The organism is Thermostichus sp. MS-CIW-30 (assembly GCF_054058015.1).
The window spans coordinates 21,883-34,872 of record NZ_JBSRZW010000033.1 but is presented as its reverse complement, the minus strand read 5'-3'; the positions used below and the strand labels follow the sequence as shown (position 1 = coordinate 34,872).

General features: G+C 53.3%; 12 protein-coding genes and 1 pseudogene. 4 read left to right on the top strand and 9 right to left on the bottom strand.

The genetic code is table 11. The features are described 5' to 3' along the window. Window positions 1–195 precede the first annotated feature (195 nt). The 5 genes from ACVWXW_RS12700 to ACVWXW_RS12680 form a co-directional block, all read right to left on the bottom strand. Complete coding sequence (locus ACVWXW_RS12700; protein ID WP_414374511.1) at window positions 196–621, bottom strand: universal stress protein; 426 nt, start codon at window positions 619–621, stop codon at window positions 196–198. 194 nt (window positions 622–815) lie between these two features. Continuing rightward, entirely contained in the window at window positions 816–1,607 is a 792-nt protein-coding gene (locus tag ACVWXW_RS12695; protein ID WP_457404068.1) for an alpha/beta fold hydrolase, read from the bottom strand. 189 nt (window positions 1,608–1,796) lie between these two features. Then, window positions 1,797–3,377 carry a chlorophyll a/b binding light-harvesting protein gene (locus tag ACVWXW_RS12690; protein ID WP_414374509.1) on the bottom strand — a complete coding sequence of 527 codons (1,581 nt, stop codon included), beginning with the start codon at window positions 3,375–3,377 and terminating at the stop codon, window positions 1,797–1,799. Window positions 3,378–3,424: 47 nt separating this feature from the next. After that, complete coding sequence (fldA, locus tag ACVWXW_RS12685) at window positions 3,425–3,934, bottom strand: flavodoxin FldA (RefSeq protein ID WP_414381563.1); 510 nt, start codon at window positions 3,932–3,934, stop codon at window positions 3,425–3,427. Between the two features lie 73 nt (window positions 3,935–4,007). After that, entirely contained in the window at window positions 4,008–5,042 is a 1,035-nt protein-coding gene (locus ACVWXW_RS12680; protein ID WP_011433842.1) for a chlorophyll a/b binding light-harvesting protein, read from the bottom strand. Window positions 5,043–5,432: 390 nt separating this feature from the next. Between ACVWXW_RS12680 and ACVWXW_RS12675 the strand changes: the two genes are divergently transcribed. Both ACVWXW_RS12675 and ACVWXW_RS12670 read left to right on the top strand, forming a co-directional pair. Next, window positions 5,433–6,665 carry an imelysin family protein gene (locus tag ACVWXW_RS12675; RefSeq protein ID WP_011433843.1) on the top strand — a complete coding sequence of 411 codons (1,233 nt, stop codon included), beginning with the start codon at window positions 5,433–5,435 and terminating at the stop codon, window positions 6,663–6,665. 45 nt (window positions 6,666–6,710) lie between these two features. After that, window positions 6,711–8,084, top strand: coding sequence for a di-heme oxidoreductase family protein (locus tag ACVWXW_RS12670; protein WP_011433844.1), 1,374 nt, complete (start codon window positions 6,711–6,713; stop codon window positions 8,082–8,084). Here the strand turns inward: ACVWXW_RS12670 and ACVWXW_RS12665 are convergent. Continuing rightward, window positions 8,081–8,755, bottom strand: coding sequence for a Fe2+-dependent dioxygenase (locus ACVWXW_RS12665; RefSeq protein WP_011431398.1), 675 nt, complete (start codon window positions 8,753–8,755; stop codon window positions 8,081–8,083). The genes ACVWXW_RS12670 and ACVWXW_RS12665 overlap by 4 nt on opposite strands. A 133-nt stretch (window positions 8,756–8,888) precedes the next feature. Between ACVWXW_RS12665 and ACVWXW_RS12660 the strand changes: the two genes are divergently transcribed. After that, window positions 8,889–9,776 (top strand): TVP38/TMEM64 family protein, encoded by an 888-nt coding sequence (locus ACVWXW_RS12660; protein ID WP_228375352.1) that lies wholly within the window; start codon window positions 8,889–8,891, stop codon window positions 9,774–9,776. Here ACVWXW_RS12660 and ACVWXW_RS12655 read toward each other — a convergent pair. Together ACVWXW_RS12655 and ACVWXW_RS12650 are read right to left on the bottom strand one after the other, a co-directional pair. Continuing rightward, entirely contained in the window at window positions 9,773–10,105 is a 333-nt protein-coding gene (locus ACVWXW_RS12655; RefSeq protein WP_011433845.1) for a cupin domain-containing protein, read from the bottom strand. The two genes, ACVWXW_RS12660 and ACVWXW_RS12655, sit on opposite strands and share 4 nt — an antisense overlap. After that, window positions 10,105–10,881 (bottom strand): SAM-dependent methyltransferase, encoded by a 777-nt coding sequence (locus tag ACVWXW_RS12650; RefSeq protein WP_414358094.1) that lies wholly within the window; start codon window positions 10,879–10,881, stop codon window positions 10,105–10,107. Before ACVWXW_RS12650 ends, ACVWXW_RS12655 begins: the two co-directional genes overlap by 1 nt. Before the next feature lie 74 nt (window positions 10,882–10,955). On the opposite strand from ACVWXW_RS12650, the pseudogene ACVWXW_RS12645 reads away from it, so the two are divergent. Then, window positions 10,956–11,910: pseudogene (locus ACVWXW_RS12645) on the top strand (IS630-like element ISSoc15 family transposase). Window positions 11,911–12,024: 114 nt separating this feature from the next. Here ACVWXW_RS12645 and ACVWXW_RS12640 read toward each other — a convergent pair. Then, window positions 12,025–12,687, bottom strand: coding sequence for a DUF3386 domain-containing protein (locus ACVWXW_RS12640; RefSeq protein WP_011431401.1), 663 nt, complete (start codon window positions 12,685–12,687; stop codon window positions 12,025–12,027). Window positions 12,688–12,990: the final 303 nt, after the last annotated feature.

Below are 12,990 nucleotides of genomic sequence, written 5' to 3'. Positions count from 1 at the left end.
GTTGGGCAGCAATTCGTACTTGAAGGCTTGAAGTCGTTGCACCGCTCAATCGTATTCTTGGCCTATGCGTGATGACAACGATATTCACATGGCCGGCACTGCGTTTTTAAAGGGCGTCGGCTACGGTCGGCGCTATCCTTCCCCGCCCTGAAGGACGGGGCTTGCCGCGCCTTTTGGTCAATGGGATCCCTCTCCTCAGGGCACGACCAACACCGGGCAGGGGGCAAGATCGATCACGCGGTGGCTGACAGAGTTATTCTGCCCCTCTCCGGAGAGGGTGAGGCCGCGGGATCCCATTACAATTAGGCTAATCTCCAGCTCGTCTGCCACATCACAGATGACAAAAGGCACCTTTCCCTCTCGATACTCACTCTTGACGCTGTTGAGGCCGATTTGATGCAGGCCAGACTCCGTTTGCTTGAGCAGGTTGTGGATGTTTTGCCGAGCTTGTTCCGCCCTCTCCGCGTCCAGCTCCGCGGCATCCAGTACAGAGAGCAAGTACACCTGACTTTTGTAGCGCTGCGCTATGTCTGCCACCAAGGGCAAGGCGTGGCTGGTCTCACGCGAGTTGTCGATGGGAAAGAGCAGCTTGTCGAACATAGTCGCGGATTCCGCGGTCAAGCCCATTCCCTATCCAAGTTGGGGGCTTGCCCTATTCTATCAATTTTACCGGGAGCTCAATGGCCTCATTCCACCCCTGCCCGTTTTCCTGTTGTCAGGGGCTCCACCTGGGCTGCTTCGCCCTAGCTGCAAACGGAGCTCCTCTGCTGTTTGGATGAGTAGCCATTCTATCATCCCGCGAAAGTCCAGCCGCCCTAAGCCATGCTGGGCTGAAGTTTACGCAATTCCTGCCAAAAATCCATTATTTTCAGATTGACCAAACTTGGAAAAGAATAATGAAAAAAATGTCGCCCCCCAGGGCAAAACCACATTTGATCCCCTGGCTTTAGGTGGTTTCTCCACTTCTCGAGCGAAGCAGGATCCACAATGGGGTCATCCTTGCTGGCGCAAACCAACATCGGCACCGACACTTTCTGGGCTGGAATCGCTATCACCTGAAATAGGGAGTGAGGTATGGGAGAAGTATCCAAATCTTTAGCCAGAGCATAGGAGAGTGAGCGTGCTCGCCACTGTTCTGAAGTAGGTAGAAGGCTCTGGGCTATACGCACCAAGAGTTGTTCCCGACTCCAGCAAAAGATTTTTCGCTGCACATAGAAATGGGCATGCCAAGTGGTAGCAGGCCAACCTCCCACGGCCAGCAAGGTCAGAGACTGTACCCGCTGTGGGTAACGGCAGGCAAAAAGATAAGCGGCCACCCCGCTCAAGCCGTGGCCGATAAGATGAACGGGTCGATCCCAAGCTTTGAGATATTCGTATAGCAGCGTGATTACAGTCTCCAGGCTACAAGGCTCATCCTGGGTTTGGTGGTACTCCCAGTATGCTATCCGAAAGCATTTCCTCAGGGATCCTAATAAAGGCTGATCAAAGAGCTTGAGACTGGGAGAAATGCCCAGATACAGGGCCTCAAAAGCGAGCGCAGAAGCGGAGCTTAAACTCATATTCGCTATTCCATCTCGACTGTTAAAACCATCAAGGCTGCTAGCCAAACAAAAGATCTACAAAGTCCAGTAGCCAGAAACCAACCGGCAAAGTGCGGTTGAACCATGCAATTGTGAACAGTGCAATTGCCATTGGAAAATGCGGCCCAAAGGATCCGAGCCGATCTGGATAGAGGAGAGGGGACAATACCCCTCTCCTTTCTGCAGATCCCCGAACCAGGGAGCCTCAAACCTCATTCACAGCCCAGGCAAAATCTGGGCCAACACGTCCGCACTGTTCAGGAGCATGTAGGCAAACAGGGCACCGCCAACGCCGCCCACCAGAAACCCTCCCGCCAACTGGCTCCAGCCGGCACGGGTGCGCAAGTTTTCGGGCAAGTCCTCCGATCCTGCCGGTACTCGCACCGGCTGAGGGGATCCCTGCGATTCCGCCATCAGTTGCACTCCCGGCGTCGGATAGGCCACCTCTCCATAGGGGGTGTTCACCACCGCCACCAGCCGCGAGCGCGGAAAAGAGACTCGTCCATAGATCGAAAGACAAACCGTTAGGATCAGCACCAGACCAATGGCCGCCAGCGTACCTGCCGTCAGGGCTTGCTCCGAATTCCGCAGCGGACTCAACTTGTAAAACGGCCCCACCAGGAAGTACCCATGGGCCATGCCGATCTCCAAACCGCGCAGGAAAGGCGACAAGCCCTCCCGGTAGATGGGCAGGTTTTGCAGCAGCAGCAGGGTGAGATCGCCCTGGTTTACCGGCGTGTCCAAGTTGCCCACCTGGGGATCTGTGGCTCGCACCCAGCCCCCGCGCTGGAAGTCAAAGCCGCTGGCCGCCGCCCGCGCCCGGATGGCATGCCAGATGTGCCCCGCCAAAAACAGGATCCCCAAGACAAAGTGGGCTGTAGCCAACCAGGTACGGCTGCTTACAATTCCCCTTTCGTCAGCGGCCAGCCCCAGCGGCCCGTAAAAAGCCGCAGGGTAGGCGATCTCATTGACGCTGACAAAATAGGCCGCCAAGATGCCCATGTAAGCCAGGGCCCCCAGGCTGTAGGAGAGGTAGGCTTCGCCCGAGTAGATCAAGACTTGCTTGGCCCAGGCAAAGGGGCGCGTGGCTATGTGCCACCATCCCCCCAGCACGCAGAGCAGGCCCACGTAGATGTGTCCCCCCACCAGGTCTTCCAGGTTGTCCACGGCGGCCATGCCCTGCTGACCCATCAGCGGCGTCAAGTAGGCGAAGATCCGCAGCGGATTGAGGGTGGGATCCGCAACGATCCGCACGCGGCCCAGGTTGGCATCGTACAGCCCTCCCCAAAAGAGAGCCTTGGCCACCAGCAGCCATGCACCCAGCCCCAGCAGCAGCAGGTGGATGCCGAGGATGGTGGTCATCTTGTCGTCATCTTCCCAGTCGTAGCCGAAAAACTCGGCAAAGGTTTTCCCCTTGCTCAGCACCTCTGGTCCCAAAAGGGCATGGAAGATCCCTCCTGCCCCCAGCACTGCCGAGGCAATTAGGTGCAGAACGCCCACGACAAAAAAGGGATAGGGATCCGTAACCACCCCTTCTGCGTTGACGCCGATGCCCAAGCTGGCCAGATGGGGCAACAAAATCAGCCCCTGGCTGTACATAGGTTGATTTGGATCCCAGTGGGCCACCTCGAACAAGGTCATGCCGCCGGCCCACAGCATGATCAGCCCCGCATGGGCCACGTGGGCCCCCAGCAGCTTTCCGGATAGGTTGAGCAAACGAGCATTCCCTGCCAACCAACTGACCTGAGGGGATCCCTCAGCAGAAGTAGGCGATGAAGATAGAACTGCGCCGGTCATGACAAACTCCCACAGTATCAATGACAAGTTAAGAAGCCGGGTTTGAATTACAGATTGAAGAGCGTTTTTAGTTTAGCCGTCCACTCTTTAATTCGTTTTTCCGTCAGCTCTGGTTGGTTATCTTCGTCCAGAGCAAGGCCGACAAACTCACCGTCAACCACTCCCTTAGACTCGTTGAACTCGTAGCCTTCTGTAGGCCAGGAGCCGACATTTTTGCCGCCACGCTCGGCAATTTTTTTGGCCAGGATCCCCATGGCATCTTGAAAGTTGTCGGGATAGCCCAACTGATCCCCAACTCCAAAGTAGGCTACCGTCTTACCGGAAAAATCGATCTCATCCAAATTTGGGAAAAAACCATCCCAATCAGCCTGAAGCTCCCCAATATTCCAAGTTGGACAGCCGATGATTAAGTAGTCGTACTTCTCAAAGTCCTCAATGCTGGCCTCGGCAATGTCAATTAAATCTACATTGTCTTCGCCCAGCTCTTTTTGAATCATCTCGGCAGCTCTTTCGGTATTTCCGGTTTGAGTGCCGAAAAATAGACCTATTTTTGCCATTGCTCCTACCTCGAAACTGCAAGTGCGAAGCTCAAAATCAGATGGCTAGATAGTCAATGCCTTCAGCGTGCCGTTAGGCCTGCTGTGCAGCGAGCTCTACTCTGCCGGTACGGAAATTGAATCCTCGGGCTTTCAGGGCATGGAAAAGGTGGCCCTGAAGGAAGAAAAAGGCCAGCCAAAAGTGGGCATTGGCCAGCCAAACCCTAGACGTGAGAGCCTCTCCTTGCTCAAAAAAGGGATAGCGATCCAAGCCCACCTGAAGCAGCGGCCCATAGAAAACTTCGGGATAGACCACTGGGTTAACGGCAACGAAATAGGCGGCAATAAATCCCATCAAGGCCAAAGCTCCCAAGCTGTAGGAAAGATAAGCTTCCCCAGACCAGATAAAAATCCGTTCTGCCCAGGCAAAAGGCTTGGTCGCGATATGCCAAACCCCACCTGACACCAGGAGCAAGCCCAGCCAGAGGTGGCCGCCCACCACGTCTTCTAAAGTGTCCACCCCGGCGATCCAGTGGCGCCCTTCTATGCCCAACAGGTGGCCAAAGGGGTTCCAGTTGGGAGACACCAGGCGCACCTCTCCTGCCACCGGGTCGAACAAGCCGCCAAACACCACTGCCTTGAGCACCAAAAGCCAGGCTCCCAATCCCAGCAGCACCAGGTGGATCCCTAGGATGGTGGTCATCTTGTTTTTGTCTTGCCAGTCGTAGCTAAACAGGGGAAAGGCTTTGGGATCCAGCACCGCCGGCCCGCGCAGGGCATGAAAAATGCCGCCAAACCCCAAAAAGGCAGAGCTGATGAGGTGGATCGCTCCCACCGCAAAGTAGATATCCGTATCCAGGACTTCCCCGCCGGATCCCACCCCCAGCCCCAAGCTGGCCAGGTGGGGCAAGAGAATCAGCCCCTGCTCATACATCGGTCGGCTGGGGTCAAACTTGGCCAACTCGATCAGGGTCATCGCCCCTGCCCAGAGAACGATCAGCCCGGCATGGGCCACATGCGCCCCCAGCAGCCGGCCAGAAAGATCGGTCAAACGGGCGTTGCCCGCCCACCACGGGATCTGTTGTTGCGAGCTAGATCCCCCTTCTTGCTTGAGTGTCGTCGCTGTCATCTCCGCTCCTCTTGCGTTTCTAAACAAGCTTTTCTAGGAAAAGGCCAGAGACCTTGCCCCAGGCCCGCCTCTGGCCGCACGGACACATCCTTTCGAGACACGTAACCAACTGTTGAGAGTAAATCTCAACAGCGAGCTGTGACCTACTCTAGGCTTCTTGCAAACAAATATCAATGTCTTTAGAGTTAAGTTTTGTTAAGAGTCGGACTTGTATCCGCCCATAGCCCCACCTGGGGAAGCTGCAGATGGAAGCTGGCCCGCAGAGGGACGAGCCGGGCGATCCGGTGGCAGCCGGTGATAAAAATCTCTCCCTTCTTAAGATTGAGTCGCAATAGCTGGATTACAATCAAGCCAAAGTTGGCCAAGTCGAGGGCAAAGGAGTCGGAGGAGATGTCGAGGTATCTGAAGCTGTGGACGGGGATAGGGCTTTATGTTCTGGTCAGCGGGGCCGCTTGCGGGGAAACCCAAAAGGATCCCTCGGCTGCGGGCGGCGGGGATCCACCGGCCCTGAGCCAGGCTTCGCCTCAGCAGGCAGCTCAAATGAACCCGGAGTGTCGGCCTATCCCGGTGGATGGCGGCGGCGAGGGTGGGGAAGAAGGGGCAGGCTCTCGCCGGCCAGCCGTTGTGCTCTCTCCTGAGCAGCGGTTTCAGGATCGGCAGATTTTGCTCGACTTTGCCGATCAGGTGGTGATCCCTGCCTATGAGCAGTTGGTCGCCGATACCCAGGCCCTGTCTCAGGCCATCCAGGCCTTCGTGCAAGATCCCAATGCCCAGACTTTGCAAGCGGCTCGCCAGGCTTGGTCTGTTGCCCGCATCACTTGGGAGGAGAGCGAGGCTTTTGCCTTTGGGCCGGCGGCTTATTTGGGGCTGGATGCGGATTTGGACGAATGGCCCCTGAACGAGGTGGAGGTGCTGGAAGTTCTCAACAGCGGCGATCCCCTCACTCCAGAGACCGTGGCCGAGTTGGAAAGCGGGCAAAAGGGATTTCATGCCGTGGCCTTCTTGCTCTTTGGCGTGGATAACAACAAGTCTTTGCAAGACTTTACCGAGCGGGATCGGGAGTACTTGGCTGCCCTTGGCCCAGTTTTGGCGGATACGGCGGCAAAGCTGCTCAAAAGCTGGACAGAGGGAGTGCAAGGGCTGCCTGCTTTTCGCGAAGAATGGGTAAAAGCCGGCGAGGGCAGCAAGAGTTATCTCACGCTGCAAGCTGCTGCTGAAGAAATAGCCCAAGGTATTCTCGGCATGTTGGACGAGCTGGGCAAGGTCAAAATTGGCGAAGCCTTCGCCCAGCAAAATCCTTTTCTGCTGGAAAGTCGCTTTGCCCACCATTCGCTGCCGGAGTTCCAGGCCAATGTGCGCAGCGTTCAGTATGCTTACTTGGGCGGATTTAGAGATAGAAAAGGTCGTGGCCTGAGCCAATTTGTCCGGGACATCAATCCCAATTTGGATAGTCAAATTCAGTCGGAGTTACAAGCAGCGGCGGCGGCTCTCCAGGGGATCCCTGCCCCTATCGAAAAAAGCCTTTGCGATGCCAATGCCCGTGGATCTATTACTGCCGCTATGGAAAAAATTGAAGACGCTTTCGACAGCTTTGCTCAGGAAGTTGTGCCGCTCCTGCAGTAGTAAGAAAGTCCCAAAAGAGCTGAGTTGCCGATATTTTGATAGCCGATGCGTCGTCTTCTCCAGATTTTCATGCTGGGATTGGCCTCTCTTTGGGCGGCGAGCTTTCTGGCTTTCCCCGCTGCCCCAGAGGGATCCCAGCCATTGCCCCCTCGAGCGGGTGGCGAAACAACCCTTTGGAACCGCACCTCAACAGCCTACGAGCAGCCGGCTCCCAACTTGGATCCCCGCTGGGCCAGGTTGCATGCCCTGGGGGACATCGCCTTTGAGGCTCGCTTCGTCACCGCTCCGGCGCCTGTTAACCCCGGCCTTGGGCCTCTGTTCAACAACAACTCCTGCGCCGGTTGTCATGTTAAAAACGGCCGAGGTTTTCCTGACAAGGGGCAGCGGGTCGTCAGAGTCAGCCAGGTTGGATCCCTGGATAGAAGCGGGGATCCCCAGCCTTTTGGATGGGAGGCCATTGCTCCTCATAGCAACACTCCCCCTGTGGCCGGCATCGGCACGCAGGTTCAAGAAAAGGCCGTTCGGGGCTATCGGCCAGAGGCCAAGGTGGAGTTGCACTGGGTAGAGCAGACCAGAGAGTACGCCGACGGAACTCCCTACAGGCTGCGTTCTCCTGTTGTAAAGCTGTTAACTCTGGAGGGATCGCCCATCGATCCTGTCCTCATCTCCCTGCGGATCCCCCAGCCGGTGTTTGGAGCGGGCCTACTGGAGGCCGTTCCCGCTTCTAGGATCCTGGCAGCAGCCGATCCTGACGACGCCGATGGGGATGGCATCTCTGGCCGCCCCAACTTGGTTTGGGATCAAGAGCAGCAGCGTCTGGTGCTGGGACGGTTTGGTTGGAAAGCCAATACCCCCAACCTCAGGCAACAAACTGCGGCCGCCTACGCCAACGACATGGGTGTCACGAATCCTCTTTTTCCGGCCGCGGATGGCAGCCAAGATATCGACGAGGCCACTCTCCAAGCGACAACCGTTTACGTGCAAACCCTGGCCGTGCCTGGCCGCGCCCTTTGGCAGGATCCCCAAGTTCAGCGAGGGGAAAAGCTCTTCGTCCAAGCCCAATGCGCCAAGTGTCACCGACCAGAGCTACAAACCGGCATTCATGAGATCCCTGCCCTGGCCAACCAAGTCATCCACCCCTACACCGATTTGCTGTTGCATGACATGGGCGAAGGACTAGCAGATGGCCGCGCTGACTTCGAGGCCACGGGCCGAGAATGGCGCACCCCCCCTTTGTGGGGCATCGGCTTGTCGCAGACAGTTCTGCCCTCCTCCGGCTATTTGCACGATGGCCGCGCCCGCAGCCTCGAGGAGGCCATTCTCTGGCATGGGGGAGAAGCTGAACGCTCCCGCGAGATCTTTAAAAATATGGCTGCTGAAGACAGAGAAGCCCTGCTCTATTTTCTTCGATCCCTCTAGAGCTCTGCCCATTTCCGCAGCAGGTTCGCGTAAACTTTGGAGATCAAATCAAAGTGGCGTGTCTTGCCCGATTCCTGAAACATCTGCTGCCGCACAGTCTGTAAATCAAAGAGGATCTCGCGTTCTTGCGGATCCCTAATTAGGCTTTGAACCCAACTGACGGCAGCATAGCGGATCCCACGGGTTACAGGCTCAACTCGGTGCAAGGTGGAAGCAGGATAGAGGATCAAAGCACCCGCCGGCAGCTTGTAGGCTTGCTCCCCCTCGCTACTCTCGATCTTCAGCTCACCGCCATCATAGTCTTCAGGGGCACTTAGAAATAGCGTAAAGGAAATATCCGTGCGCATCAGCTGATGCCGATCGAGCATCAGCGCATCGTCGGTATGAGTGCCATAGGACATTCCCGCTTCGTAGCAGCTAATTAAAATGGAATGAATGAGCTTGGGCCGGGCAGCCATCTGGAACAACAAATTACGCTCTAGAGCTGCCAAGATAATCTCCTCTATCTTCCGTTGCTGAAGGGATCCCTTTGGCATTTGCCTATTGTTTTTGACAAGCCTGGCATTCCAGCCTGCCGTCAGAGCACCATCCACAAATTCAGCATCGGCTATGAGGGACAGAATCTGTTGCAATTCTGCTAAACTAAGAACATCGCCAATACACAAGATCATTATCAACCTCTAAAAAGCAAAATACATGACACTTTCTACACTAGCAAAACAAGCCTTATGAAAATCATGCCTACTTCGAGCATCCCTCGGAAACCTTAAGCATCTAGCAGAGAAAGTAGAGATCTTTTGCCCTATGCAGCCACCTTCTGGTATTCGACAAAAAGAGCTCTGCGAGCTATTGGGCTTAGACTACAAGGCTGTTGCCACCGAGGCAAAGCGTCTGGGCTTGAGCACACATGCCTATCTGCAACAGAAAACAGGTTGGATCCTGAAGGATGAACTCTATTATCCGCCCGGCACTACCTTTGACAAGTCAGCAGATGGCGAGTCAGTAGGATCGTCCCCTACCCCCTCAGAGGATTTGTCCTCTAGCAGCAAAATCAATTCCAGAAAAAGGAAAGACATCCTCTCACTGCTGTTGTTGCTTGTTGTCCTGTTAGCTGCCATCTTGCTGGCCCGTCGCTTAGATCCAGAGGCAACTCGAGAATTTATAGCAAAACTAGGCCCCTGGGCACCCCTTGCCCTGATTGGATTACGCTCCCTGAGTATTATTATTCCTGCCATACCCAGCACCCTTTACTCCATCTTGGCAGGAGCCCTCTTTGGATTTGGATCGGGAATCCTTTACATTGCAATTGCTGATTTTATCTCTTGTACACTTAACTTCTACCTAGCCAGAAAGTTTGGTAGAGACCTAGTACAGCGAGTAGTTGGGCGACAATGGATGTACAAAGTCGATGCCCTTTCAGCTAACTATCTGGAAAACAATATTTTTCTTACAGCTGGTTTTTTAATGACGGGCCTATTCGACTTTGTCGCCTACGCCGCCGGCCTAACCCAAATAAAATGGCAGAACTTTCTTCTCGCCCTAGCTTTGGGCATTGCCGTCTCTACACCCCCAGTAGTGGCTCTGGGGGCAGGGATCCTAGAGCAGGGAAGGTGGCTGCTGGGCTTTGCTTTGCTGGGAATGTTTGCTTTGGCGATGTTAAGCGGCTGGCTGAGTAAAAGGCGGCGTTCTTAACTTGCCTTTGATAAAGTCAGAACAAAAGCAAGGTCAGCAGTGGCTTCTAACTCATGGGGAACATTTGCCGAAATTAAGACAAATATGCCCGGAGATAGAGAGATCTTCTCACCTGCAAGGGTTAAGACTCCAGTTCCTTCAATGACGTGGAGAGTAGCGTCCCTTGTGGAGGTATGCTCGGAAATACTTGTGCCTCCCGCCATACAGAAAAGAGTATGTTGGCAGACTTCACTTTTCCAAATGATCTTGCTGAGAACTCCTTCCACAGAATAAGCAATGTGATCTTTGAGCTGCAAAAAAGGTGACTCAGGGGAGACAAGAGACATCATTAAGCCTCCTTCTTGGCAATCAGTATGATGTAGCCTAGGTTATTTCGATATCGGCTAAAGATTTGCTTCATAGATAAGATCCGCTGCCGGATTACAGGACGTGTAAGCACATTCCACACCATAGTTAAGAGCGTCGGCAATCCTTCCTCTGTAGCAATAGCAACGGGATTGAGCAAAGTTAAGGGGCCGGTGGCATACTGGACAACCGTAAGATTTGCTTGCTGAACAGTTGCAAGCCAGCTGTCAGTAGATAAAGGATTGGCATTGACATGGATTACGGAGGATAACTCCTTGCGGATAGCGTCGCTGTTGGATCCCTCAACTCGCAGCTCATGGCTGAGGAACTTACCCCCTGGCTTGAGGCAATTGTAAATCCCTGACAAAATCTTAGATTTTCCTGCATCGGACTGCATTGTTAAAATAGCTTCCGCCAAGACATAGTCAAATTTCTGATCGATTTGATCTAGGTGAAAGATATCGCCCTCGAGGATCTCAACTTGGCCGGCTAGCCCTGCTGCAGAAACATTAGCGCGAGTGCGAGCAATGTTATCTGGATTTTTCTCAATGCCGGTAACATGTATGCCATAGCGCTTTGCCAATCGAATAGCCGTGTAGCCAAGGCCTGAGGCAAGTTCCAGCACAGTTTCTCCTCGACGGAACTCGGCAAACTTGAAGAGCCGTTCGGTAGCGCCAAAGCCCCCCGGTCGAAGTGCCTTTTTACCTGCCGCAGCCAGTACCTGGTGTCCAGGTGCATTTTTTGAGTCCAGCTTAGACATAGGTAACTCCAAAAAAGATACAGCCTTTTAATTTAAAATAGGGTACAGGTATTCAAGAGGAAGGAGAGAAAGGAATGCCGACTCATTCTTTGGATTTGCGGCAAAGAGTTGTAGCAGCCTATCAGGCAGGTAACACCTCCATCCGCCAGGTAGCTAAACGCTTCATGGTGACCAAAAGAACAGTACACCGCTGGGTGCGTCAGTACCAACAAACTTAAGATTTAGCCCCTAAGAAAGCAGGCACCAAGCGAGTGGGCATTTTGGAACAACATCGGCAGGAAGTGATGGCAATTATTACAGAACACCCAGACTTCTACCTGTGGCAGTATCAAGAACTGTTGCGCGAGCGCTTAGGAATCAATGTAAGCATCGTCACGATACATAATTTCTTGAAAAAGCAAGGAATGACTCTAAAAAAAAGACCTACCGCAGTGCAAAAGTCAAAGAAGAGGAGGTGCAAAGGGAACGACTAGCTTATAGTCAAGAAGTCAGGAATATTCCAGCGGAGGATTTGATTGCCATCGACCAGACGGGAGTCTGGGAGGGAATGGAGCGGAGAGTATCTCGGAGTTTACGTGGTCAAAGGGCTTATCATTATCGTCAGAGATACAAGGGTGAAAAGTATACGGTTATTGGAGCTATTTCCTTGAGAGGTGTAGTTGGCTGTCGTGTCATCAAGGGTGGGATGAAGAAAGGAGATTTGGAGATTTTTTGGAGTTTTTGAGAAGCGAGCTATGTCCGAAGCTAGATGCGAGGAAGGTTGTGATTATGGACAATTTAAATATCCACAAGAGTCGGGAAGTTGAGGAATTGATTAGGGGGACAGGAGCACGAATCCTATACCTGCCTGTGTATGCGCCGGAGTTGAATCCCATTGAGATGATGTGGTCGGTGTTGAAGCATTTTATTCGGCAGCTTTGCAGAATTGGGAAATATAGCATGGAGCAGATAGTGAAGACTTCTTTACTACTGATCAATCCATCCTCCTTCCGAAGTTGGTTTGCTAAGTGCTGCTATTGTACCCCTTGAGCCCTTAACAGGCTGTACCCTGTGGCCATCTGTTTTGAGCTTGGCTGTGAGCACCTCATCACCTTCTATAATGAGAGATGCCCACAGCCGCAAAGAAAAACTTATTTTTCTCAGCTATTCGAAAAATCGAATATTAGAGAAGAGGAAAAGTTGAGGGGATGAACTTTTTTGGCCATCCTGCTCTTCCCAAATTCTTCTCTCAACCAGAATCCAATACCGACCTATTTTTTGATAACGATCTTCGTAGATCATCTTTGCTTGAGTTTTTTCTCCAGTTCCTGGGCTACAATACTCAGCAGTGTAGTGAGTGGGTAGGTAGCCCTCACCTGTATCGTAAAACTCTTGAACTGAGACTGTAATTGTCCGATTGGCAAGATGGCGATGTACCATTTGAATGTGCTTGCCCTGAACCCAGTACCTATCGGTAGAAGATAAGCCCGAAACAAGAACTTCAGTGATGTCTGAATTTTGTGGCTCTCCATAGGCAAAGGTGTGGCCACCGTGTTCCTCGTCGAAGGAATGACGAACGCGATGCACCATGACTTCCCACATCTGTTCCCGTATTTTCTGGCGGATCTCCTCGTCCTCGACGCCGGCAACATCGATCTTCATGTTGCGGTCAATACTCACAACTCCTGAGAAGGAGAGGCTGCTGTCACCTTCTTTGGGAAAGTAGGTTATCTCAGCTCGGTAGCCAGGAAAGTCTTTGTCCCAGGTGTAGCGATTCTCAAAAGCCTCCTTGAATAGCTCTCGGGCCGGAGCTTGCTGTGCTGCCATAATCTCCTCCTTAATGAGAAATTTTACTATTTAAATCCTAGTAGAGGCTGATGGCTGGCCTTGGGATTTTAAGGTTTCCTTATGACTGGCCACCCGCTCAGCTCTCTTGTTCTCGAAGTTTCTCGAAGTTCTTGGCGGTTACCGATGGGCAGGAAGGCGGAACCTCAATCCTTCACTTGGCCTGAGGGGAGCCTTGAAGTTAATGAAAACCATTGGCAAGGCGCTGTCCACTGGCAACAGAGGGAGAGAGCTAAGCTAAAGCTCGGCGCTGTTGGCCTTTTGGCGACAAGCTGGCAGGAAGAG